This is a genomic window from Pararhizobium qamdonense (genome assembly GCF_029277445.1).
In the GTDB taxonomy this organism is placed as follows: domain Bacteria; phylum Pseudomonadota; class Alphaproteobacteria; order Rhizobiales; family Rhizobiaceae; genus Pararhizobium; species Pararhizobium qamdonense.
In genome coordinates, this window is the sequence record NZ_CP119567.1 from 799671 (window position 1) to 824209 (window position 24539).

The following is a 24539-nucleotide window of genomic DNA, read 5'->3' on the forward strand; positions in this document are numbered from 1 at the left end:
CTTACCGCTTGAAGATCGTCGATGCATACTGAAGAAGCATCGCGCCGATGATGATGCAGCCCATGAAGACCTGCTGGTGATACCCAGGCACACGCGCCAGGTTCATCATGTTGGCGATGATGCCGAGAACCAGGACGCCGATCAGGGTATTGATGACGCCGCCGCGCCCGCCCATCAGGCTGGCGCCGCCGATGACGACGGCGGCGATGGCATCGAGTTCGGCGCCGACGCCGATATTGGCCGATCCGACGCCGGTGCGGCTGGTGGAGACGATGCCGGCAAGAGCGGCGAGAAAGCCGGAGATGACATAGACCGACATCGTATAATGGGCGACCGGAATACCCGACAGACGGACAGCTTCCGCATTCGAGCCGATCGCTTTGACCAGGCGGCCGAAACGGGTGAAGGCCAGAACGATACCGGCGATGGCGAAAACGATCGCCATCAGGATGATCGGATAGGGAATGCCGATCAGGGAACCGGAGCCGAAGCCTGTGATAAAGGCGCCCGCCTCACCCATGACGATCGGCTGTCCGGTCGAGACGATATAGGAAAGACCGCGCGCAATGGTCATCATGGCGAGCGTCGTGACGAAGGGTGGCAGCTTCAGATAGGCAACGAGACCACCGGAAACGGCGCCGCAGAGACCGCCGGCGATCACCGCAGCACCGATGGCAACGCCAGGAGAATATTGCTGGATCAGAATGGCCGATATGACGCTGCCGAGGGCAGCGATGGAACCGACCGACAGGTCGATGCCGCGCGTCAGGATGACGAACAGCATGCCGACGGCCATGAGGCTGGTGCCCGAAATCTGGCGAAGCACGTTGACCAGATTTCGCTGCGTGAGAAAGACGTCGGACATTGACGCTGCCACGATCAGCAAGGCGATCAGGATCACGAACGTGCCGTAGCGATGTAGCATGCTGCTGATATTGATCGAGCGGCGCGGGCCGGTTTCGGCTATGTCTGTCATGGCTGTACCCATCAGTGTGCTGGTTCTTGTTGCAAGGGACCGGACGTGCTGACCATCGCCAGCTTGAGAAGTTTTTCCTCCGAATAGTCCTGCGGCTCGAGGCTTCCGGTCAGATGCCCTTCCCGCATGACCAGCACCCGGTCGCACAGGCCGAACAGTTCGAGATGTTCGGAGGAAATCACCAGGACGGCGCGGCCTTCCGCAGCGAGCGACTTGATCAGCGAATAGATCTCCGTCTTGGCACCGACATCGACACCACGGGTGGGCTCATCGAAAATCAGCACGGCGCCATCAGCATGAAACCATTTTGCCAGAACGACCTTCTGCTGGTTGCCGCCTGATAGGCTCGATACCGGATCACCGAGATCGCCCGCCTTGATGCGCAGCCGCGCGGCAAGCTTTTCGACTGTGGCGCGTTCTTTCGCCCGCTTGATAAAGCCGAAGGCATTCACCAAAGGGCCAAGTTTGGTCATCGTCGCATTGGTCCGGATCGGAAAATCGAGGATGACGCCCTGCTCCTTGCGGTTTTCCGGAACGAGCCCGATGCCGGCTCTGACACCATCTCTGGGCGAGCGTGGCTTGAACTCCTTGCCGTTGATCAGGATGCGGCCGCTCCTCGCCTTCTCGGCGCCAAAGATCAGCCGGACCAGCTCCGTGCGGCCAGCCCCGACAAGTCCGCCGAGCCCGACAATTTCGCCGGCTCTGACGCTGAGCGACACGCTCTTGACGCGGTTGCCGTCCGAGAGATTCTCGACCTTAAGGACTTCTTGGCCCGGACTGCGTGCGACATCCTCGCCGAACAGCGCTTTCAGCGATCGGCCGACCATCATGTTGATGACGTCCTCGATCCCGACTTCGGAGCGATCGACCGTCTTCACCGAGGCGCCGTCCTTCATGACGGTGATGCGATCGGCAATGCGGAAGACCTCATCCAGCCGGTGGGAAATGTAGATGATGCCGACGCCACGGTCGCGCAGCGTCCGAATGATACCGAGAAGCCGTTCCGCATCACGCACGGCAAGAACCGCAGTCGGTTCGTCGAAGACGATGATGCGGACATTCCGGGAAAGGGCTTTGGCGATCTCCACCACCTGCTGGTGAGCGAGCGAAAGATCGGAGACGGTCATGCGCGGATTGATGTCAAAGCCGAGGCTGGAGATCAAAGCGGTGGCGCGCCGGTTGAGATCGCCCCAGGAGATCAGCGATGGAATTTCCGCAAGAAAGATGTTCTCGGCGACGGTCAGATCCGTCGCAAGTGCCATTTCCTGATGGATAACAGCAATGCCGCGCTGCAGCGCATCGGCCGGGCTGCGAAAATTCTGCGGCTCGCCGCCGACTTCAACCGTGCCGCCGTCAGGAACATATTCGCCGCCGAGCACGCGCATCAGCGTCGATTTTCCGGCCCCATTTTCACCCAGCAGCGCATGCACTTCGCCCGCACGCAGCGCAAAATCGACGCCGCGCAGCGCATGCACACCCCCGAACGATTTGCGGATACCCGTCAGTTCAACAAGTTTGGTCATGACACAGGTTCTTCACGTACCCGGCGTCCTGGAACGCCACGGTCCGAAGCGAAAACCGGCTCCGGTCCGACATGGAAAAGGAGAGATAAACGGCGGGCGCTTTTACGCCCCGCCGTCACCCGGGAGGATCAGCGGCTTAAAAGACAGCGTCTGCCTTGTAATACTGATCGACATTGTCCTTCGTGATCGCCACCGGCTTGGTATAGGTGATCTTCGGCGTGGCGGCCGGCAATGTTCCCTCGATTGCCTGCTTGGCCATATCGACGGCAGTTGCCGCGACAACAGCCGGATCGTTGAGGCCGGTTGCGCCATAGGTGCCGCCCTTGATCATCTGGAGCGCTTCCTTCTGACCATCGGCAGCAGCAACCAGCAGCACACCGTCAAGGCGTCCGGCCTGTTCCAGCGCCTTCTGGGCACCCAGAACCATCGAATCGTTTTCACCGAGAACGACGTTGATCTCAGGGTTCGCAGTCAAAAGGTCTTCCATCGCCTTCAGGCCGCCCTCATTGCCCCACAGACCCCAGCCTTGGCCGACGACTTCGAAATTGGCGCGGCCTTCATTGCGGAGCTGGCCTTCAAGCAGGCCGGCGAGCACGCCGAGGCGGCGCTCCTGGCCGACTTCATTGCCCTTATCCCCAGACAGAAGAGCGATCTTCAGCGCCTTGCCCTTGGTCTGATCGGCGATCCACTGACCGACGAGCTGGCCGTTCTGGCCGTTTGACGACTGGATCAACGTGACGAAATCAGCCTTGGAATCCAGCGTTGAATCAATGACGAAAACCTTGACGCCGGCAGCCGATGCGGCATTGACGGCCGGAACCAGACCCTGGCTGTCGCGCGGATTGATGATCAGCGCCTGGATGCCCTGGGCAACCATGTCCTCGACATCGGCAATCTGCTTGTTGAGATCGTTTTGCGCATCAACGGCGATGATTTCGCAGCCGACTTCCGCCCCATGTTTTTTCGCCGACACTTCCTGTGCTGCAAAGTAAGGGGCATCGAGCGTTTTCATCGACACGCCAATCTTGCAATCGGCAGCCTGGGCCGCCGAAAGGGCGGCGGCGGATACAGCTGCCGCAAGCGCCAGCTTCAATGTCGTCTTCTTGATCAGGTTCATGGAATTCCTCCTCCACTTGAATTTGAGCCGCCAGGTGTCCTCTGATGGTTTAAGTAGCGTAATTACATAAAATATCGGCGTCAATATGGATTTAGCGGATTTATTCAGCAATTTTGTAATTAAACGGCTAAAAAATTCTCTTGTGCGAAAATTGAGAATTATTTATGTAGTGAAATTACCAATTGGAGGGCTTTCATGATACGGGAACCGATTTCCAGCACCGTCGATATCGACAAGGGCGGCATGAGCGGCAATACCGGTCGCTACGAAAAGCGGCTGAGCGCGCTCGACGGGCTTTATGAGGACCAGGCCGCCTTCAGCGCCCTTCTCACATCCACCCGCGACCCCGTCGTCTATGATGTCGAAGACTTCAAGCCGGGCACGCATTCCGGAGATCTGATCTATGGCGTCACCCGGATGAATCCGGGCCGTGTCGGCAACGAATATTTCCTGACCCGCGGCCATATCCACGCCAAGGCGGATCGCCCCGAGATTTACTACGGGCAGAAGGGGAATGGCCTGATGCAGCTGGAATCACCGGATGGCGAAACCCGCATCATCGAGATCGCCCCGCAAACCATCTGCTACGTGCCGCCCTTCTGGATCCACCGGTCCATCAATGTCGGCAACGAGGACCTGGTGATGGTGTTCGCCTATCCATCCGATAGCGGCCAGGATTACGGCATCATCGAGACATCCAACGGCATGCGCCACCGTATCGTCGCAACGGCTGCCGGCGGATGGGAAATGATCGACAACAAGGCCTACAAGCCGCGCACCACCGCCACCGTCAACGCGCTGATGAAAACCTACGCCTGAAACACGCCCAATCCAGACAAGGACATGCCATGCTAAACCCGATTGATCTCATCGCCAGCCTGGGCGTCGTTCCCGTCATCGCCATCGAGCGCGTCGAAGACGCAGTGCCGCTGGCCGACGCGCTGCTCGAAGGCGGCCTGCCCGTTGCCGAAATCACCTTCCGCACCGAGGCCGCAGCCGATGTGCTCGCCACTATCCGCGACGCGCGGCCGGAACTCTGCATCGGCGCCGGCACCATTCTCGACCGGGATAACCTCGCCCGCGCCGTTGCATCCGGTGCGCGCTTCGGGCTGGCGCCAGGTTACGATCCCGAGATCGTCGATGCAGCGAAGGCAGCCGGCATGCCGTTTTGCCCCGGCATCATGACCCCGTCCGACCTGTCGCTGGCTGCAGCACGCGGCGTGCGCCTGGCGAAATTCTTCCCCGCAGGCATTGCCGGCGGCCCCAAGGCGCTGGCCGGCATTTCTGCCCCCTTCGCCCATCTCAATATCCGCTTTATCCCGACCGGCGGCGTCACCGAGGCGACGATCGGCGAATGGCTGGCGCTGAAAGCCGTGGTCGCCGTCGGCGGCACCTGGATCGCCAAGACTGAGGATATTCGCGAAGGCCGGTTCGCCGAGATTGCAAAATCTGCAGCATCAGCCGTTCGCGTTGCCAAGCAAGCCCTGGAGAAACGCGCGTGATCTATAGCCCCGCGACGCAGCCGACCCTTTACTTCATCGGCGTGACCACAACCAAAAGCTCGATCATGAAGGTCTTTCCGGCCTGGGCGCAATTCCTCGGCCTGAAGGACGCTGTCATAAAGGGCATCGATTTCAAGCTGCATGACGATCCCGCTGCCTATCGCGCTGCCGTGGAATTCATCCGCGACGATCCGCTCTCGATGGGCGCATTGGTCACGACCCACAAGATCGACCTCTATGCCGCCTGCAAGGACCTCTTCGACGTCATCGATCCGCATGCATCCCTGATGGGCGAGACCAGCTGCATTTCCAAACGGGACGGCAAGCTGATCTGCCATGCCAAGGACCCCATCTCGTCCGGCCTGTCGATCGATGGGTTTCTCGGCCAAGGATATTTCGGGACGAACGGCGCCGAACTCTTTTCCATGGGCGCTGGCGGTTCCACCATCGCCATCACCTGGCATCTGATGCGGGCATCACGCGGACATGCCGTGCCCTCGCGCATCGTCGTGTCCAACAGAAGCCAGCACCGGCTCGACGAAATTCGTGCCATTCATGCCGGGATCGAAACGGCGGTCCCGATCGACTATATCCTTGCGCCCAAAGCCGAAGATAACGATGCCGTTTTGAAAACCTTGAAGCCCGGCTCTCTCGTCATCAATGCGACCGGCCTTGGAAAAGACGCGCCGGGCTCGCCGCTGTCGGATGCGGCGGTTTTTCCGGAGCGCGCCGTCGTCTGGGACCTCAACTATCGCGGCGACCTGATTTTTCTTGATCAGGCCCGCGCGCAGGAAAAGGACCGGGCGCTTACCGTCGTTGATGGCTGGACTTATTTCCTGCACGGCTGGACGCAGGTGATCGCCGAAGTTTTCGCGATCGATATCCCGGCCTCCGGCCCCGTATTCGACCAGATTTCCGATATCGCATTGAAGGCGGCAGGACGATGATCTCAGCGCAGCGCATTCTTGTCACACCCCGGTCTCTGACGGCGGAACCGCATCCCGATATCGAGCGCTTGCGCGACGATGGATATGAGATCGTCTATTCCACCGCCGGAGCAATGCCTGCAGAGGACGAACTGGTGGCGCTCGTTCCGGGCTGTGTCGGCTGGCTGGCCGGCGTTGAACCGGTCACCCGCCGCGTGCTCGATGCCGCAACGGACCTGCGCGTTATCAGCCGCAATGGCGTCGGCATCGACAACCTTCCGGTGGACATCCTGTCCGAAAAAGGCGTGAAAATCGTGATTGCCGAGGGCGCCAACGCCATGGGCGTGGCGGAGCTGACGATCGGTCTCCTGTTCAGCGCTTTGCGTGCCATCCCGCTTTCGGATGCGGGCATCAAGAAAGGCGGCTGGCCACGCGTTCGCGGGCTGGAAATCCAGAACCGCGTGATCGGTATTATCGGCTGCGGCGCGATCGGCCGCGAAGTGGCGCGCATGGTGATCGGCCTTGGCGCTTCCGTCGTCGCGTTCGACCCGGCGCGACCCAATCTCGACCTGCCCTCCTCCCGGTTTTCCTATGCCGGCATCGACGATATTCTCGACAGCTGTGACGTGCTGACATTGCATTGCCCGCTGCCGCGCGATGGCTCCACCCTCATTTCACCCGAGCGGATCGGCCGGATGAAGAAGAGTGCCGTGATCATCAACACGGCGCGGGCGCGGCTGATCGATGAACCCGCCCTGATCGAAGCACTCGACGAAGGACGGCTGAGCGCCTATGCGACGGATGTTTTCGACCAGGAGCCACCGGCATCCCTGTCGCTTGCTTCCCACCCGCGCGTGGTCGCCACCAGCCATATTGGCGGATTCACGGAAGAAAGCGTCGATCGCGCCACCCGCATCGCCGCCAACAACCTGATCGCAGCCCTGAAGGCGTCATGACACAATGACGGACAAGCTGGTCGAAATCCCGTTGGATCGCTCTCTTTCAAAGGCGCTGGCGCAGCCGGTTGCAGCCGGCAACACACGCTTTCATTGGCTCGGCCAGGCCGGGTTCATCATCGAGACCAGCACATTCCGCATGGTCATCGATCCCTATCTCTCGGATACGCTGGCGGAAAAATATCGCGGCACCGCCCGCCCCCATGAACGCATGATGCCGGCGCCAATCGCGCCGGCCGATTTGGCGCCGGTCGATCTGGTTCTGTGTACCCATCATCACACCGACCATATGGACCCCGGCACGCTGATCCCGCTGATGGCGGCAAACCCTCATGCGTCTCTCGTTGCGCCACGGGCATCCCTATCCACTGTTCGCGAACGCTCAGGGCTTCCTGACGGCCGGCTTTGCCTGATGAATGCGGGAGAGACGCTGACGATTGATGGCATCACCATGACCGCGACCCGCGCCGCGCATGAAACGCTCGAGACGGACGACGCCGGCAATCATCGTTTCCTCGGCTATCTCATCGATACCGGAAATGTGCGTATCTGGCATTCCGGTGATTCCATCCCATTTGAAGGCCTCGCTGCGGATATCGCAGCATTGAAACCGGATCTGGCCCTTTTGCCCGTCAATGGCCGCAGGGCTGAACTTTCCAACAATGGAGTGCCGGGAAATTTCACGCTCGACGAGGCGATCGGCGTTGCCACCGAGATTGGCTGCACTGCAATGGTCGCCCACCACTACGGCCTTTTCGCCTTCAACACGGAGGATCCGGATCGTATCGATGCCGCAAGCGAACGCACCGCTTCTCTCCGTGTTGTGCGGGCACGCGCAGCAATTGCACTCGAATGGCGCAAAGGCTAGCATCAAGCCGCACTGCGGCCAAGATCCGGGTGAATGCGAATGACATGAAGGCGGCTGCAATGGATACTGATACAGGCGCGGACCTGCGCACCAACCCGAACCGCAATGTCATTGAGGTGATCAGGACCATGCGCTCGCAATTGCGCAAATCCGATCGGAAAGTCGCCGATATCGTCCTGCAGGACCCGCGCCGCATCATCACGGCGACGGTTGGGGAAACTGCGGCCCTTGCCGAAGTCAGCCAGCCGACCGTCGTGCGGTTTGCAAACGCGATCGGTTGCAACGGCTTCCAGGATTTCAAGATACGGCTGGCGCAAAGCCTGGCGCTTGGAACACCCGCCACCCATTCCGTGTTGCTCGGCACGGATGAGCCCGAAGTCATCACCGAGAAGATCTTCGATTATACGATGACCAGCCTCGACTGGGCGCGCAATCATCTCGACAAGGCCGCCGTGCAACGGGCGATCGATCTGCTCTGCGAAGCGCAATATATCGAGTTCTTCGGCTTTGGCGCATCTGGAGTGGTCGCCCGTGACGCGCAGCAGAAGTTCCCGCTATTCGGCGTTCCCTGCGGCGCGCAGCTGGATTCGCACCAGCAATTGATGGTCGCCTCGATGATGAAGCCGGGGGATATTGCCTTCGTCATTTCCAATACGGGAACAACCCGCTCGATCATCGAGATCGCCCGCATTGCCCGCGAAAACGGTGCCAAGATTATCGGCATGACCGGCTCGGATTCGCTTCTGACCACCTATTGCGACGTATCGATCATCGTGGAGACGCTGGAAAATACCAATACCTACACGCCGACGATCTCGCGCATCGCAGCCCTCGTCGTCATCGACATTCTCTCCACCGCCGTCGGCATGCGCAGGCCGCAGGAAGAGCAGGCACGCGTCAGCCGCATGAAACGGCAGCTGACGGACATGCGCCGCATGCAGCCGCTTTAACCGCCCCGAAGGGAAATCAGCCGATACGCCGCCGGGGCTAACCCGACAGCGGCGCATCGACAGCATGACATTTAGCTGAGGGGGATTGCGTTGCCGTCCTTGCTCGCCTGATAGACCATGGAAAGGTCGTCATATTTACGGCCGATGGCGGCTGCCCGCTCCTGCAGCTGCGAGCGCTGCGGCTCCGGCGCCTGATCGATCAGGGCGTGGATTGATTGCCCCTTCCAAAAGGCATTCGTCCGGTTATAGCCGCCGGGCTCCAGCGTGAAGACCTCCTTCAGGATTTTCAGGTCGTGGGGAATGGCGAAGGCATCGCGGGAATCCTCGTGGCTGAAGAAATAGAAGAAATTATCGAAGCCGGCCCAGGTGATCGCCGAAAGGCACATTGAACAAGGTTCATGGGTCGATAGGAAAATAAGCTCGCGCGAGTCCGGCCGCTCGGAGCCGGTCATTTCGTAGAACCGCTTCAACGTATGGACTTCCCCGTGCCAAAGCGGGTTTTCGGTCTCGTTGTTGGTTTCGACGAGAACGGTCGATAGATCCGATTTCCGCAGCAAGGCGGCGCCGAAAATCTTGTTGCCAGCGGCCACGCCCATCTCTGTGGCCGGGATGATGCCGGTTTCCATCGTTGAGAGCAGGGCATCCAGCAGTTTCAGTGTTTCATTGTGGTCAGTCATCTCATTGTCCTTGGAGATTTGCAGGCAATTGTCCGGGTGCCATACGGGCCGGACCGGAAGGTTGATGGGGGCTTAATGGGCTTGAGCCGCAAGCAGCGGCACCTCGGCGCCCGCAGCGTCATAGAGTTTGCCGTTGAGAAAATAGTCGCCGTCGTGAAGCCGGGCGATATCCTGATAGCGGATACTCCGCTCGACGCCTGCGACGAACACGGACTGCTGGTCGGAATTGCCCGATTTGATGTGATTGAACAGCAGGTTGAGCACAATTGCCATCAGGGCGGCAGAGCTGATGCCGGAATGGAAGATCGTGGCGAACCAGGCAGGGAAGTGCTCGTAGAAGCCCGGAGACGCGATCGGGATCATGCCGAAGCCAATCGAGGTCGCCACAATCACCAGGTTCATATTGTTGTTGTAGTCCACCTTCGAAAGGGTGCGGATGCCGCTTGCCGCCACCGTGCCGAAAAGCACGATCCCGGCACCGCCGAGGACGGAACTTGGAACGGCTGCCACCACGCGGCCCACGACCGGCAGGAGGCCCAAGGCAACCAGGAAAAGGCCGCCCGTTGCCACGACATACCGGCTCTTCACGCCGGTTACGGCGACCAGCCCGACATTTTGTGCAAACGCACTCTGTGTGAATGATCCGAAAACGGGAGCGATGATGCTCGACAGCATGTCCGCGCGCAGCCCATCGCCAAGGCGGCGGGAATCGACCTTGGTCTCGACGATCTCGCCGACGGCCAGAATATCCGCCGACGTCTCGACGAGCGTGACCATGATGACGATGAACATCGAGACAATCGCCGCGATTTCGAACGTGGGATAGCCAAAGTGGAAGATCGCCGGAAGCGCGAAGAACTGGCCGTTCGGCACCTGCGAAAAGTCGGTCATGCCGGCGACGTAGGCAATCCCGGTGCCGATGACGATGGCAAGCAGGATGGACAGCCGCGAAATCGAGGCGCTTCCGAGCTTGCTCAGCAACAGCACGATGGCAAGGGTTACGGCAGCCAGCTGGATGTTGGCGGGGCTTCCAAAATCCGGCGCCTTGCTGTTGCCGCCCATCGCCCAGAATGCGGCGACCGGCATCAGCGTCAGGCCGATGGTCGTGATGACGATGCCCGTGACGAGCGGCGGAAAGAAGCGCGTGATTCGGGAAAAGACCGGCGTGATCAAAAGACCGATCACGGACGCCACGATGACCGCACCGAGAATGGCCTGGATGCCGCCATTGCCGGAGATTGCCACCATGGTCGCGACGCCTGAGAACGAAACACCCTGCACCAGCGGCAGGCGGCTGCCGAAAAATGGCAGGCCAAGCGTCTGAAGAATGGTGGCGAGCCCGCCGGCGAACAGCGACGCCGTCACCAAAAGCCCGATATCGCTGGTGCTGAGCCCGGCCGCTTGTCCGAGAATAAGCGGCACGGCAACGATACCGCCATACATCGTCAAAACATGTTGAAGCCCATAGGCGAGATTGGCTCCCATGCCGAGCTTTTCATCTTCCGGCCGCGTGCTAAACGCACTGTCCTCTTCTTTATGTGCCAAGGTAAACTCCTCCATACCTTTGCAAGCGTCTTCGCTTTGGATTGCACCCCTGTCGATCAGGCGTTGCGGCAGAGCCATCGGGGCTAAGGCCATGCCGGAGCTGAACTCATGCCTGAAAGAGGGACCACTGCGGTTTGTGGCCATTGCGGCGCAAAAGGCGGGTGTCCCGGTCGCCGCCAACGCGAACTGCGTGGTGAAAGAAGGTGTCGGATTGCATGCCTTACCAGCTCCATAGTTGCACCGGCTTTCCGGCCAGCTTCGCTAGGACCCTGTTCCGGAAGGTGCGAATTCCGGATCGTCATCAACACGTGTTGAGCGGGGTATTTCTGGCAGGGCTTTGCCTGCGGTGTCCCAAACCTGCATTCTTTTCGCGGAACCTGTCAACCAGACACCTGGGCGATGCCGCCGCCGTATCATGGGGACGTTTCCGCGTATTCCGCCTGAATATGGACCGCAACTCAGTGAATAACCCAATTAAATCAGCGTGCCGCCATTTCCAAACGGCGTGTCGCCGATGCCATCGTCTCGAAAAAGACGAAACACCTTCGCGAAAGTCGAGGGAAATCTCGTTCGGTAAAACGCATCATCGCCATCACTTGTAGCCCGTCATTTCCAGATATCCCCGGCCCTTATGCGTCCCGGAAATCTGGACTGGGCCCTCCCAATAAGGAAAACGCGTGTTCATCCAGGCATTGGGGTTCAAAGCCGATGCCGTGACGCTCAAGCCTTTTCCGGGGACTTCGATGGTCCAGGTGAGCGGCAGTTGACGGCCCGCCACCTCCTGGCTGCTGGTTGGCGTCAGGATGACCTCACCGGGCTTCAACGGCGCCGGCGTTCCGTCCGATGCGATCCACGTTCCCGTCACGTAGCCGGACTTGTCGTCGCGCACACGGAAAGCCATCAGCTTGGCACCATCATCGAAATGCAGCGAAAACCAGTCCCAGCCGCTTTGATTGTCAGACAGAGGCTGGCTTGACCATTCCCGGTCAAGCCAGGCCTTTCCGGTAACTTCGACATGCCCCTGCGGCGTATCCAGCGTTCCCGTGACCGAATAGAACGGCTGCGAATAATAGTAGCTGGCCTGCCCGGCGTCGGATTTTATCGAATAGCCGTTCTCACCATGTTTCACCAGCGGTCCATCTGCCAGAAGCTTGAGGTCGTATCGAAAATCGAGACCACTGGCGGACAAGTCCAGGCTGGAAAGATCGAATGCCGTGCCGGAAGGGCTCCTCATTGTCCAATCGTCGATAAAAGCTGAGAACGGATTTGCTTTCACACCCGCCTGCCCCACACCGCCGCGTGCCAGTTTTTCGGAGACGAAATGGTGGCTTGGCGTCGTCAGGGCCGCGTTGCCCATCCAGACCTGCGGGCTCGACCAGCCTGCGGCTTCGCCGGGTTTCAAGGCCGACCGGAAAAGAGTCCACTGGATGCCGTAGTCGGTTCCATCCGGGCCTTTCAGATTTGCGGTGATGTACCACCATTCGATGCGGAAATCGGGATGCGCTCCAAAATCATCCGGAAATTGGAATTCCGTTCCGCGCTGCGGGACGGCAAAACCATCCGCGCTGGTGCCAAGCCCTGCAAAGCCTTGCGCCCAGGCGGTTGCTCCCACCCAACACGAGAAAATGACCGCAATCAAAACAGACGACGTTCTAGCGTTCATTGGAAAACACCTTCAGAAGATCGGCCGGTGATATCAGCATCAGCCGCCTGAGCGGAATAAGCGCTGCCAGCAGCGCGGCGGCGAGCGCGTAGAAACCCAGCACAACCCAATCCATCGGAAACAGATGCATCGGCAAACGCCATCCGAAAGCCTCGACATTGACGACGCTTAGCAGAACCCAGGCCATGCCGATCCCGACCGGCACTGCGGCAACGAAGGTGAAGATCGCAAGCAGCATGGTACGGGCAAGTTCGAGCAGGACCAGATGTCTCATGGTCAGCCCCAAAGCCCAGAGTGGCGCGATCTGCGGGAGCCGCATTCCCGATAGCGTCAGCAGACTTGCAAACATCGCCAATCCCGCGACGCCGAGCGTCATCACGTTGAGAACGGCGGTCACGGCGAAGGTCCGTTCGAAGATCTCCAGCGATTTTTCCTTGATGCTGGCCTGATCGACAACATTCTGAGAGGGAAGGTCGAATACCGATCGCAGCTCGTCAGCAATCGCATTCGGATCCGCGGCATCGATCCGCAGCGCATATCTGAGCCTCGGTGCTTCGGGATAATGGGTCATGAACCCGTCAAGGCCGACCATGGCCTGGGCCGTGGGGTTGCCATAGTCGGAATAGACGCCGACGACCACCGTCTTCCAGCCGCCGGGCAGAACAAGCGGGGCGCCGAGCTCAAGATGCGCCCGCCTGAAGAGCTGCTCGTTGATCAAGGCGCCGCTCCCGGCTTCGACCCTGTCCCAGACATCAGGTGCCTGTTGTAAAAGCGGCCAGTTCCGGCGGTAGAGCGGATCGTCCTTGATCCCGAAGACCTGTCCCATCTGCCCGGCGAAGTTCCCTTGCGTATTCCACACCGGCAGGACCGCATCGACCCGCGTGCTTGCCCAATTGCTGATTTCGCTGCCTTCCGCGTCCGATCGTGCGGTGACGTAGAGTTGGGCTGCCAGGCGCTGATCCAGCCAGCCGGTGAATGTCAACCGGAAACTCGACACCATCGTCCCGACACCAACATTGGCAGACAGAGCAAGCAGCAGCGCCATCAGCGCCAGCGACAGCCCGGAAACCTGCTGGCGCGCATCCGCCCAGAACCATGACGACAGCGGTCCAGCCGCAAGCCTCTGGGCTGCAGCCAGAAGAAGACTGAGAACAACGGGCAGGAGCAGAACCGATCCCAGCAAGAGAGCGCCAAGAACGCCGAACCCCGCGACCAGGCCCGTGCCCCATTTCGCCAGTCCGAAAGACAACAGCAGAAAGAGGATGGCAGCCACCGCCTGAAAACGCAAAAGCCCCTCCGACGCGAGCGCCCAGGCCCGGGGGTGAGCTGGCGCAAGGATCGGCATGCGCCAGACCCGCCAGAGGCTTTGCGCCGCCGAAACGAGCGTTCCGAGAATGGCGATGCCAAGACCCGTTGCCCACCATTCGGGCCGCAGCGTCAGCGTGCCCGGAACATTCGCTCCGTACAGGCCCTGAAGGGTCGCTGCCACATTTGGCAGTAAAGCCGACGCCATCAAGTATCCGAGTGCGATGCCCGCAAGGCCCGCGACAGCCGAGAGCGCCAGAAGCTCGGCGAGAAGCAGCCCGACCAGCGCGCGTGCCGAAAGGCCGATGGACCGGAGCGTGCGGAACGTCGATCGCCGCTGCTCGAAGGCAAGACCGATGGCGGAATAGACGATGAACAGCCCGACGGCGAAGGCCAGCATGCCGAAAGCCGTGAGGTTGAGATGGAAGCTTCCGGTCAGCCGCGAGAGATCCCCCTGCGGGTCCGGAGCCTTGACAATCAACCCTGCAGAGACGTCTTCAAGTGTGACGCGGCGTTCCTGCTGCTTGGGAGAAACGATCATACGGCTGATCATGGAAGGCTGGTTCAGGAGCGTCTGGGCAATGCCGATATCGACGATCGCCGTTCCGGGAGGAACGCTTTCGGATATAGTCAACGGCGCCGGCTCTTTCCCGCGCAGTGATGCCGCAGTTGCGGCGTTCACGATCATGAGGCCGGGCGGTGATGTGAAGGCAATGAGGTCCCCGCCTCCACTGATGTCGACCTGGCTTGCACCCTCCGGTAAACTTATGGGGTCAAGACCGATGATATGCAGGCGGCCCGTCCCGACGCGGAGATCCCCTTCAAGGACCGGGGAGACAAGCCAGCCGCCACGCCTCAACGCGATGTAATCCGTCTGGGCAATCGAACTGCCATCCTGCGTGACGATCTGCGACAGCCTGTCGCCGCCCAGCATCGCGGCGGCGCGATCATAGCTGGCGCGCGCTTCCGCATTGACCGCCTGCACGCCGGACCACAAGGCCGTCGCAAGAGACAGCCCGAGAAACAGCATCGCGAATTGGAGGGGCCGGCGGCGCCAATGTGACAGGAGCGCGCGCAATGCCGTTGCCAGCATCAGGCTATCTTTCCCGCATGAAGATGCATGCGGCCGTCCAGCATCCCGGCCAGCCGCTGCGAATGCGTCGCCATCAAAAGACCAGCGCCGGTCTGCGCCACAAGTTCAAGCATCAGCGACAGGACGGCATCGCCTGTCGCCTCATCCAGGTTTCCCGTCGGCTCGTCGGCAAGAATGAGTTTCGGCTTGGCCGCAAGCGTCCGGCCGATCGCCACACGCTGTTGCTGGCCGCCGGAAAGCTGCTCTGGATATCGCGTGAGAAGACTGCGCAATCCCAGCCGCCCGGTGAGCGTGTCAAGCCACGTCCTATCCTGGCGTCCGGCGAGCCGGGCATGAAAGGAGAGATTGTCGCCAATGTTCAGTGACGGAATGAGGTTGAATTGCTGGAAGACCAGGCCGACGACGTTGCGGCGCATCGCAGCCCTGCCGGGCTCGCTCATATCAGCGATTTCAAGTCCATCGACGACGATCGCTCCGGCATCGGGCGCATCGAGCCCGGCGACGAGATGGAGAAGCGTGCTTTTACCACTTCCTGATTCACCCGTCAGCGCTAGCGTCCTGCCGGCTTCCAGCGTCAGGCGGATATCATTGAGGACATCCAGACGGCCTTCGGCCGTCGTGTAGGTTTTCCGGACGTTCTGGACTGAAAGAAGAGGCATGCGATATCCGAGTTGTGACGCGGTTCTTAACATTCATCCGTCAAGGCCGATCCGTCTACACGCTGATGTGATAAAGCTAGGGCTCCGGAAGCAGAAACCCAGCGAACAGCCGAAATGACGCTGGAAATTCCTGAGCCCACGGCTTGAAACGCCTCAGCCTGTCCATGGGTCCCCACCGGCCGGCAGGGGAGATAGCTTGTGTGCAGCTTTCCAAGACCTATGTTTAAGGCCAGGTGATCGCAGCAGTATGGCCGAGTGCGGCATGTCCTGACATAGCGATTTCAAACTAGATTTAAGAATGGGATGGAGAACCGAATGGATGGGATCAACCAATCTTCCAAGCCTATGGGGCCTGTCGTTAGGACATCGACCCCAAAGGCTTTGGTCTCTCTGATCCGAAATCCGCTGGATGCTCTGCCACCGGCAATTTTTAATGAACCCATCGTCTTTTCGAAGATGGGCGGCGATGTGAAGATCTATATTGCCGATCCTGCCCTGATCCATGAAGCGCTTGTCAAGAACGCAGATGCGCTGGGCAAGGGTGAGCAGGTTCGCCGGGCATTGGGTCCTGCCCTTGGCCAAGGCTTGCTGACGGCGGATGGCGCCCACTGGAAATGGCAGCGGCAGTCGGCCGCCTCGGCCTTCCGCCATGACAAGTTGCTTGATCTGCAACCGGCAATGATTTCCGCAGCCGAGGCGACCAGGGACCGCTGGCTGGAAATGCCGTCAGGGAAAGTCGATGTCGGGCACGAAATGATGCGGACGACATTTGACATCATTGTCGAGACGATGATGTCGGGCGGCCATGGCATCGATGTCGTCAAGGTCGAAAAAAGCATTTCCGATTTCCTCGGGCCGACGGGGTGGACTTTCGCGTTCAGCGTGGTGGGCGCGCCCGAATGGATGCCCTATCCCGGCCGCCGGAAATCGCGGGCGGCCGTCACATTCCTTCGCTCGAGCCTTGCAGGGGTGATCGCGGACCGGCGCAAGAGCGGGGAAGACCGTCATGATCTCGTCTCCATGCTCCTGGCAGCGGTTGATCCGGAAACAGGCAGGACGATGAGCGACGAGGAGATCGTCGATAATCTCATGACATTCATCACGGCTGGCCATGAAACCACCGCACTCGGCCTGGCATGGACATTCGACCTGCTTGCGCGCCACCCGGAATGCAAGGAACGTGTGATTTCCGAAATCGACGCCGTGACCGCAGGAGCACCGCTGGCGTCAGAGCATATTGCGAAACTCACCTATACCCGCCAGGTCTTTTCCGAGGCCATGCGGCTCTACCCGCCTGCACCCGTCATCACCCGAACGGCCATGCAGGATTTCCGGCTTGGCGGTTTTCACATCCCGGCGGGGACGGTGATGTATGTGCCCATCTACGCCGTCCATCATCACAGGTCGATCTGGACGAACCCCGAAGCGTTCGACCCCGAGCGTTTCACAGCCGAAAACACCAAGCAAAGACACCGCTATGCTTACATGCCCTTCGGTGCCGGACCCCGCGTCTGCATCGGCAGCGCCTTTGCCATGATGGAGGCGGTTGCTGTCCTTTCGGTCCTGCTCAAGACATTCCATCTGTCTTCGACGACCGCCACACCGCCAACGCCTGTGATGAAGGTCACGTTGAGACCCAAACAGCGCCTGCTCATGCATGTGGAAAAGCGGCACGCTTAGCCACCCTGCCGCAAGCGCCTGCGGGATATCTGTTTGATGCGGGCATTCTGCGTGTCGATGCCGACGATACCCGTTCCGGATCGGGCTACCTGGCCGACATCGTTAACCGGCGGTTAACCAAGGGTGGACGCCGCTGAAACATTCAAGGGTATGTCGCGTTTCCAATCTGCAAGTTTGGGGAGCCGCATGGAAATAGATCGAATTGAATGGCTGCGCGAAGCGCGTCAGCCCCACAGTTACCGGCGAATGTACGGCCTCGTCGTCATGATCATAGCGAACGCCTCCACCACCCCGGCGGAGAAACGCATGGCTGACTATATCATGGGTCTCTTGAAGGATGTGATGGAACTGGCCGTGGCCAATGCGTCGATCCTGACGAAAGCCCGCATCGGATTCACGCATCTGACCGAGATTGTCGTTGAAGCTGAATGCAACCAAACAACCAGAAACAGCGCCTGAGAGATGCCGCCGCGACCGTCAAGACAGGAGTTTCCTGTCTGACGTGAGAGAGCAGTTTGGCGGAGGATTGGAAAGACCAGTCAGGCACGGAACCATCCATCCCTTCTGCCCGTTTTGCGTCGAAGGAGAATGCCATGCCGATAACTGATCATGATAAATCAACGACTGCTGACGATGTCAGCCCAACTGACAAGCAACCGGCCGCTGGTGTCGATGATGGGAGCATGGCCGCTGAGAAACGCAAGCCGACGCCAAAAAAGCCAAAGCCCAATGAACCCGATCCGGAAGAGGTACAATATCCCGGCTATTTCAAGGGTGACGGCAGTCTCTGACGCCATAGACGAGATGCGGGCCTTGCACGAATCGGGGCTATCTTTACGGCGTCGTGATGTCGCAACAACCAATATGGCGCCATGATGCCCAAACGCCGCTCAGAGTTTCTGATCCTTGCCATCATCGTCGTCGCCATCGGCTTCGCGCTGATGGCTTTCATAGGCCCGATGTTGAAAGCGCTTGGCTGGCCATCTTGAATGCCGTCAACATGAACGATGAGTGCCGGGCGTGTAGGGGATAGCTTGCGGTGCGGATGGAAGCGGGTGGGAGAATATGCAGATGCCTGAAAATCTGGAGAGCACTGACCGGCACGGGGAAAGCCGGAGTATCGCCTCCGCATTGGTTGCCGATGCGATCGACAGCCTGATGGCCCAAGGCATGGGGGACCACGATGCGATCAGTGCTCTTGAAACCGCGCTGCAGACCCGCCGCATCACATTGGACATGCAGATTGCCCAGGACTGATTGTAAAAGAGAAATCATCGGAGACTCAACGCAGCCAGACCGAGCGACGCGGTGCGAAAGTTGGGGTCAATCTGCCTGGATTTACACAAACCGGCACGGCCCGAACGGACACGCGCAAACCGCTGGCAGAAGCCGTTGCAACAAATTGGAGCGCCGCGAGTTTAAAGAGCGCAACATAATCACACCTGTGGAGCTCCCTTTGAAAAAAATTGTCACCGGTTTGTTGGTCGTGGTTGTTGTAGGCGCCGCAGCCGGCGCATATGTGCTGCTCGATCGTGAAGAAGCGACGGTTTCTGTTGATCAGGGATATGGCGCTTCGCCCGTTTTGCCGAAACCCAATCCGACCATCATTCCAACCGTCAATATTGCCGAAGCGTCATCCTGGCCGGAAGGCAAGACGCCAACGCCCGCTGAGGGTTTCAAGGTCAATGCCTTCGCCAAGGATTTTGACCATCCAAGGTGGATTCATGTTCTTCCCAACGGCGACGTGCTGATTGCCGAAACCAACAAGCCGCCGAAAGAAGAGACCGGCTTCAGCCCCAAAGCCTGGGTCATGGGCCTCGTCATGGGCCAGGCCGGCGCGCAGGTGCCGAGCGCCAATCGCATCACGCTTGTGCGCGATGCCGATGGCGACGGGATTGCTGAAATCCGCTCACCCTTTCTGGAGGGGCTGAACTCCCCCTTCGGCATGACGCTGTCCAACGGCAAGCTCTATGTCGCCAATACCGATGCCATCGTGGCTTTTCCGTACAATGACGGAGATACCAAGATCACGGCGGCGCCTGAAAAGATCGCCGACTTGCCGGGCGGTCCTATCAACCATCATTGGACGAAGGACGTGATTGCCAGCGCCGACGGAACGAAGCTCTATGCCACGGTCGGCTCCAACAGCAATGTCGGTGAAAACGGCATTGCTGCCGAGGAAAATCGCGCTGCGGTTTTGGAGATCGATATTGCCACCCGCGCAGTCCGTCTGTTTGCGTCAGGCCTCAGAAACCCGAACGGCCTGTCCTGGCAGCCGGATAGCGGCGCGCTGTGGGTTGCCGTCAACGAACGCGACGAAATCGGCAGCGATCTGGTTCCGGATTATATGACGTCGGTCAAGGATGGTGGCTTTTACGGCTGGCCTTACAGTTACTATGGCCAGCATGTCGATACGCGCGTGACACCGCAACGGCCGGAGCTGGTGGAAAAAGCCATCGTTCCAGACTATGCGCTCGGTCCGCATACAGCATCGCTGGGTCTGACATTCTACACCGGCGACCTGTTTGGCGAGAGTTACAAGAACGGCGCCTTTGTGGGGCAGCACGGATCGTGGAACAGAAAACCGAGGAGCGGTTACAAGGTTGTCTTTGTGCCTTTTGCGCAGGGAAAGCCGGCAGGACAGCCGCAGGACATTCTGACGGGCTTCATCGGCGGCGATGATAAGGCAATGGGCCGGCCTGTGGGCGTCGCCGTTGATAAAACGGGCGCGTTGCTTGTCGCTGACGATGTCGGCAACACGATCTGGCGTGTGACACGCTAACTGCTCTCGAAAATGGCGTAAGAGGCGAAGGCGTTTACCGGTTTCTGCTGTGCGAACGCTTTGCCGACGCGTCATTCTCATTTGACGGCGGCTCTTAGCAACATGTGAGGCTTCCCGTCACATTTTCTTGCTGAGAAACGGTGAACCCTTGATGCCAAAACGCCAGGGAACGTCAGCCGCCTTGGTAATACCAATACGAAGTCCGGCAGTTACCGCCGACGGCTTTGATGGGATGGTAAGACTGAAAATAGCGTCGGACAGGGAAAGGCCATTGAGGCCGCCTGTAATGGCCAGCGCCTGGCAGAGGCGTCCGGGACCGGAACACAGCAGAGCAGGATTGACCATCGCCCGTCTCTGCCGCATCAGATCCAAACCCGACAGAGGCTCCAAGGCTCGGATCAAGACGACGCTTGCCGTATGGCAGACGAAATTCAGGCACCAGTGAATGCCGTAGGAACGATAGACGTAGATGCTCGACGGTGGCCCGAACATTGCCCGGTTTCGAGGGGTCTGGCCGTTGTACGTGTGCGACGCTGGATCGTCATCCGTATAGGCTTCGGTTTCGACGATCAGACCGCCAACGCCGCCAACAGCGAATTCAGCGCCAATCAAATCCATCGCGACAGCGGGTGCAGGGCGATCGAAAAAAGCGTGCATCCACTCCCGGTCAACTGTCATCGATGCGTGTTTCCTGTTGTTTTGCGCTCCGCACAAAGGCATGCATGACCGACTTTGAGAAGAGTGCTAATGGCCAAATCGACGCCCCCCAAGGCGCTGCCCTACAATTTTTGCTCTCTCAGTCCATCCCGGTCGAGAAGTGATCGGCATTTACCATGTTGATTAAAGGGACGGTAACCCGCCCGGGTGTGTGCTGTGCGCCAACTGCATTTGGAGGATTCACAAATGCCGCAAGGTTGGATGTTCATCGCAGCCCTGATCGCCTGCGCACTCAGTCTTCTGGCCATCAAGAACGATCCGCCGGATGCAACTCCATCTCCGTCGTTCGTCGTGCTGAAGCGAACACCCTGATTACTATTGAAAGTCATGGGTGCTCTTATCATCGGCCTTGACCCATGTGTAATTTGCCCAGACGCTGCGAGAAATCTCTTCAAGTGTGGCGTAGTCGGCCTCGAAATCTTCCAGGAGCGTGAGAAAACCGCTCGTCTGCTCGACCTCCTGCGGGGTCAGATATCCCCATTCACACTCTTCGCAATGGGCATAAATGTCCTCTGTTGTTCCGTTGCGAAAGAGGAACAGCCGGCCTTGGCGGCAGAAGGGGCAGTTTCCGGCGTGATAGCGATTGAGCATGAATTTCACTCGGCCAAAGTGGTCGTAATATCCATCATGCGCTGACACTTGCCTGATGGAATCCTTTGCGACCTCGCATCGACGGAACTTTCGCTACTTTCTGCGGGTTTCCGTTGCAAGCAGTGAAGGAGAGACATGTGAGATACTTTATCGGCTTTGTCATGCAGGTCAAAGACCGGCCCCATCCCATGATCGAGACCGAAGGTCCGTCACCCTGTTTTTCCGGCAGGCCAGTTGGTCCGGGTCGAGCAACTGGGTGACACCTGGTTCCAGGTTCAGCAGGTCTATACCGAAATTCTACCAGAGCAAATCAACACCACCGTTCTGCTCGGCACCCTCGCCCCCGCCGGTGCGTTGTCAGCCGATGAGGCAGTCCCGATCCTTGATACAGAGGCGTGGACACCGACGGTGTAGTGTCGCGGGACGTCAAACAATTGCCAATCGCTTCCCGGTCTTGCGTCAAACAGATGAAGCTTGCCGACGTCCGGCGCGATTGGCGTGGTGACCCCGTGCCTGCCGTTTAGGGCAGGCCGACCACCAGCTTCAAGTCTTGCGTATCGGTGCGAACCCCGGCCTTGGGAACGCCGAAAGCCGTATATCCCTCCACCTCGTAGCTATAGGTAAAAGCACCTTCGATGGGCTGCACAAGCATTACCGACTTTGGCGATATGTCACCGGGCCGGAAAATGACATCGTCGTGGTCGGCGTCCTCCCCTTGGCCGCGCACGCGGACACGGACGGCAACGAGCCCGGCCGCTTCGAGATTGGTATTGGCCAGTTCGATCCTGATGATGCGTGTTTGCCCGACGCCGTCACTGACCATGATCTTTTCGCCCGGCCTGATCTCACGCGAGGGCACTTCCAGAACGGTGCCATCGGCCCGGACGACAGTGACGGAATATGTCACACCATGCGGCATGGGATCGAGCGTCGGAATGGAGATTTCGCGCGAACGGGACTGATTCTGACTGTCCGGGCCAAAGACGGTGCGGCCGCGCCATTCGTAGCCGCGTGCGGCATCCACGTAAAGGACGTCCACACTCGCCTCGATGATGCTGGCTGGATCGAGTAGCGACAGAACAGGTATCTTCATCGTGTTGAGAAAAGGGCCGGGAATGATCAGCGATATGGCTTCCGTGGTGAGCGCACCGCTCTCAATCCAGTCTGTCCTGTGACGCACGTTGTCGTCCAGGAAATAGGTCACGCGATGCTTGAAGCTGTGGATCGCACCTTCCGGGAACCGCAGCTTCCAGTTTTTTGTGGGATCTCCTGGCTTGAACGTCATGGACCGTTCCGCCCGCATACCGACTGCGGGATCGTCGTAGACGAGATCGATCTGCACCTGCTGCACCGGCGCAATCACGGTGCTGCCGAGCGAGACATCGATCTGCAGTTGATCGACGGCATCGAAGGGATTGACCTGCGGCGCCTGGCCGGTCTCAACGATCCAGCCTGAAGTATAATGCGGTTCGGTGCCTTCCCAGTCGCTGTTTTGCGCGAAATGGATGTCCATCTTGTAGCGATAGCGCAGGTCGAGCGCATCGTTGAGAAAGGTGCGAAACGACTTTGCGCCATTGTCCTGGGGGGTGAACGCGATGCCCCCCACCTGCTCCGGCTGCACCCCGTCCGGCCGCACCCCGGGATATTCGATGTTGATGCTCACCAATTCGATCTGGCTCGCGGCAAGGTCCGCGCCGAGCTGGAACTTTGCGTTCACATGTTTGAAGAAGTCGTCGTCGAGGGAGACATGCTTGATCGCGCGGGAGAGGTCCATGCCATTGACGATGGTGGAAAACAGGCCTTGGGGCGCTGCCGTGCGCGATACCGCTGCCTGCATCGAGTATTCGAACGAGCGCGTCTTCAATTCCTCCTGCTGATACATTTTCAGCGAGAAGCCGATTTGCAGACCGAACTGAGTGCCATTCGCGGCGGGTTTTGCCGCGCTGTCCTGTGGCGCTGCCGCAGCCGTCGCGGACTTGTTGCGATCGGCGGTCGTCTGCGTGCCGGAGTCCAGCGAGGTCGGCGGCGCGCTCGGCGTCGGGGCGAGTGTCGTGGGCACCCCCATGGCCGGCCGCGTCGGCCCCTGCTGGCTCTCGGTCAGGGGGCCGAGCAGCGATTGCAGCGCACCGAGCATATTTGAGGACTGCCCCTGCTTCATGAAGCTGGGCGGTTCGAGCGAGGATTTGAAAAAGTCGCGCAGCAGCTCCGTCTTGAACCAGTCGAATGCCGCGTCGGCCTGTTTGCGGAAGTTTTCGTCGTCGGTGAAGTTGGTCACTTCGACCTTGATCGAGCCGTCCTCCCGCAGCTTCTGCCAGGCCATCCCGATATCGACGGCGGCCGTGATCGGCCCGACGCCGCCGCGGATGCCGAACTGCATTTCGAGATGGTTGTAGATGCGCTTGTAATCGGCGGTGATTTTGACGTTAAACGCCGGCCGCATCCCGAGATATTCCAGATCATAGATCACGCCGATCGGACTGATGCCCGATTTCAGCGCAGCTTCCATCAACAGCGCGCCTTCATGGTCCATCATCACCCCGAAGGTGGCACGGTTACCGCCGAGCAGCGATGGTTTGCTGGTGCCGTAGACCTCTTCGAAGAAGCTGACGCCCTTCGGCGTATCGGCCGCAGCACCGGTTGCCTCGGCCGTGTCCTTGGTGATGGAAAGGCGCACCGTCCCGCTGCGATAAGGCAGTGGCGCCAGCTCCACCGTGCCGTCGGCAAATTGCCCGAGCCGCCGGCGGACTTCCTTGAGCTGCACGTCATCGACGGAGAGATCGACGGTAAAGGCGAGGAACCCGCCACCCAGCTGCTGTTTGGCTTCCGGCGTCAGGTTGGGATTGTCGGTGATATCTCGTTTGTAGACGAGAAAGACAAATTCCGGCACGCCCTCGTTCATGGCAAGACGCGGCCGCTCGCAGGCATAATAGAACAGGTTTGGATTGGCGTGATCGCGAAAGAGTGTCAATCCGGCGATCGAGCCGACTGGTGAATCGAGATACAGCATGG

Annotated in this window: 23 protein-coding genes; 12 read left to right on the plus strand and 11 right to left on the minus strand. The window is 59.5% G+C overall.

Features of this window, described 5'->3' with window-relative positions; all coding sequences use genetic code 11:
* Position 1: 1 nt before the first annotated feature.
* The 3 genes from PYR65_RS24850 to PYR65_RS24860 form a co-directional block, all read right to left on the minus strand.
* Complete coding sequence (locus PYR65_RS24850; RefSeq protein ID WP_060637623.1) at positions 2–976, minus strand: ABC transporter permease; 975 nt, start codon at positions 974–976, stop codon at positions 2–4.
* 11 nt (positions 977–987) lie between these two features.
* A complete protein-coding gene (locus PYR65_RS24855; protein WP_276121396.1) occupies positions 988–2499 on the minus strand; it encodes a sugar ABC transporter ATP-binding protein in 1512 nt (503 codons plus the stop codon).
* A gap of 136 nt (positions 2500–2635) precedes the next feature.
* Complete coding sequence (locus PYR65_RS24860) at positions 2636–3616, minus strand: substrate-binding domain-containing protein (protein ID WP_276121397.1); 981 nt, start codon at positions 3614–3616, stop codon at positions 2636–2638.
* Positions 3617–3811: 195 nt separating this feature from the next.
* Between PYR65_RS24860 and PYR65_RS24865 the strand changes: the two genes are divergently transcribed.
* From PYR65_RS24865 to PYR65_RS24890, 6 genes are read left to right on the plus strand one after another with little or no spacing between them, the layout of a single operon-like run.
* Complete coding sequence (locus tag PYR65_RS24865; RefSeq protein WP_276121398.1) at positions 3812–4435, plus strand: glucose-6-phosphate isomerase; 624 nt, start codon at positions 3812–3814, stop codon at positions 4433–4435.
* A gap of 29 nt (positions 4436–4464) precedes the next feature.
* Positions 4465–5118, plus strand: a complete 654-nt coding sequence (gene eda, locus PYR65_RS24870) for a bifunctional 4-hydroxy-2-oxoglutarate aldolase/2-dehydro-3-deoxy-phosphogluconate aldolase (protein ID WP_276121399.1) — start codon at positions 4465–4467, stop codon at positions 5116–5118.
* Positions 5115–6065 carry a shikimate dehydrogenase family protein gene (locus tag PYR65_RS24875; protein ID WP_276121400.1) on the plus strand — a complete coding sequence of 317 codons (951 nt, stop codon included), beginning with the start codon at positions 5115–5117 and terminating at the stop codon, positions 6063–6065. Before eda ends, PYR65_RS24875 begins: the two co-directional genes overlap by 4 nt.
* Entirely contained in the window at positions 6062–7000 is a 939-nt protein-coding gene (locus PYR65_RS24880; protein WP_276121401.1) for an NAD(P)-dependent oxidoreductase, read from the plus strand. Before PYR65_RS24875 ends, PYR65_RS24880 begins: the two co-directional genes overlap by 4 nt.
* A 4-nt stretch (positions 7001–7004) precedes the next feature.
* On the plus strand, positions 7005–7868 hold the full coding sequence (locus tag PYR65_RS24885; protein WP_276121402.1) for an MBL fold metallo-hydrolase: 864 nt from the start codon (positions 7005–7007) through the stop codon (positions 7866–7868).
* 59 nt (positions 7869–7927) lie between these two features.
* Positions 7928–8818: an SIS domain-containing protein gene (locus PYR65_RS24890; RefSeq protein ID WP_060637624.1), complete on the plus strand. Its 891-nt coding sequence runs from the start codon at positions 7928–7930 to the stop codon at positions 8816–8818.
* Positions 8819–8889: 71 nt separating this feature from the next.
* On the opposite strand, the gene PYR65_RS24895 is transcribed toward PYR65_RS24890, so the two are convergent.
* From PYR65_RS24895 to PYR65_RS24915, 5 genes are all read right to left on the minus strand, one after another.
* Entirely contained in the window at positions 8890–9495 is a 606-nt protein-coding gene (locus PYR65_RS24895; RefSeq protein ID WP_276121403.1) for a nucleoside deaminase, read from the minus strand.
* A gap of 72 nt (positions 9496–9567) precedes the next feature.
* Positions 9568–11055: a nucleobase:cation symporter-2 family protein gene (locus PYR65_RS24900; RefSeq protein ID WP_407951357.1), complete on the minus strand. Its 1488-nt coding sequence runs from the start codon at positions 11053–11055 to the stop codon at positions 9568–9570.
* A 577-nt stretch (positions 11056–11632) separates the two neighbouring features.
* Positions 11633–12703, minus strand: a complete 1071-nt coding sequence (locus PYR65_RS24905; protein WP_276121405.1) for a lipocalin-like domain-containing protein — start codon at positions 12701–12703, stop codon at positions 11633–11635.
* Positions 12693–15101, minus strand: a complete 2409-nt coding sequence (locus tag PYR65_RS24910) for an ABC transporter permease (protein WP_276121406.1) — start codon at positions 15099–15101, stop codon at positions 12693–12695. The genes PYR65_RS24905 and PYR65_RS24910 overlap by 11 nt, the downstream gene beginning before the upstream one ends.
* Entirely contained in the window at positions 15101–15760 is a 660-nt protein-coding gene (locus tag PYR65_RS24915; RefSeq protein WP_276121407.1) for an ABC transporter ATP-binding protein, read from the minus strand. Before PYR65_RS24915 ends, PYR65_RS24910 begins: the two co-directional genes overlap by 1 nt.
* A gap of 315 nt (positions 15761–16075) precedes the next feature.
* Here PYR65_RS24915 and PYR65_RS24920 point away from each other — a divergent pair, with 315 nt between their 5' ends.
* The 5 genes from PYR65_RS24920 (at position 16076) to PYR65_RS24940 (ending at position 20222) form a co-directional block, all read left to right on the plus strand.
* A complete protein-coding gene (locus PYR65_RS24920) occupies positions 16076–17440 on the plus strand; it encodes a cytochrome P450 (protein WP_276121408.1) in 1365 nt (454 codons plus the stop codon).
* Between the two features lie 186 nt (positions 17441–17626).
* Positions 17627–17899 (plus strand): hypothetical protein, encoded by a 273-nt coding sequence (locus tag PYR65_RS24925; protein ID WP_276121409.1) that lies wholly within the window; start codon positions 17627–17629, stop codon positions 17897–17899.
* 56 nt (positions 17900–17955) lie between these two features.
* Positions 17956–18231, plus strand: a complete 276-nt coding sequence (locus tag PYR65_RS24930; RefSeq protein ID WP_276121410.1) for a hypothetical protein — start codon at positions 17956–17958, stop codon at positions 18229–18231.
* Between the two features lie 280 nt (positions 18232–18511).
* Positions 18512–18697: a hypothetical protein gene (locus PYR65_RS24935; protein WP_276121411.1), complete on the plus strand. Its 186-nt coding sequence runs from the start codon at positions 18512–18514 to the stop codon at positions 18695–18697.
* A gap of 262 nt (positions 18698–18959) precedes the next feature.
* Positions 18960–20222, plus strand: a complete 1263-nt coding sequence (locus PYR65_RS24940) for a PQQ-dependent sugar dehydrogenase (protein ID WP_276121818.1) — start codon at positions 18960–18962, stop codon at positions 20220–20222.
* Between the two features lie 117 nt (positions 20223–20339).
* Here the strand turns inward: PYR65_RS24940 and PYR65_RS24945 are convergent, their stop codons facing one another.
* The gene (locus PYR65_RS24945) at positions 20340–20900 is read right to left on the minus strand and encodes a DNA-3-methyladenine glycosylase (RefSeq protein WP_276121412.1); all 561 of its coding nucleotides are present in this window, start codon (positions 20898–20900) and stop codon (positions 20340–20342) included.
* A gap of 225 nt (positions 20901–21125) precedes the next feature.
* Between PYR65_RS24945 and PYR65_RS24950 the strand changes: the two genes are divergently transcribed.
* Positions 21126–21251: a hypothetical protein gene (locus tag PYR65_RS24950; RefSeq protein WP_276121413.1), complete on the plus strand. Its 126-nt coding sequence runs from the start codon at positions 21126–21128 to the stop codon at positions 21249–21251.
* A gap of 3 nt (positions 21252–21254) precedes the next feature.
* Here PYR65_RS24950 and PYR65_RS24955 read toward each other — a convergent pair whose 3' ends face one another.
* Together PYR65_RS24955 and PYR65_RS24960 are read right to left on the minus strand one after the other, a co-directional pair.
* Entirely contained in the window at positions 21255–21530 is a 276-nt protein-coding gene (locus PYR65_RS24955; protein WP_276121414.1) for a hypothetical protein, read from the minus strand.
* A 520-nt stretch (positions 21531–22050) separates the two neighbouring features.
* Entirely contained in the window at positions 22051–24537 is a 2487-nt protein-coding gene (locus tag PYR65_RS24960) for a hypothetical protein (RefSeq protein WP_276121415.1), read from the minus strand.
* Positions 24538–24539: the final 2 nt, after the last annotated feature.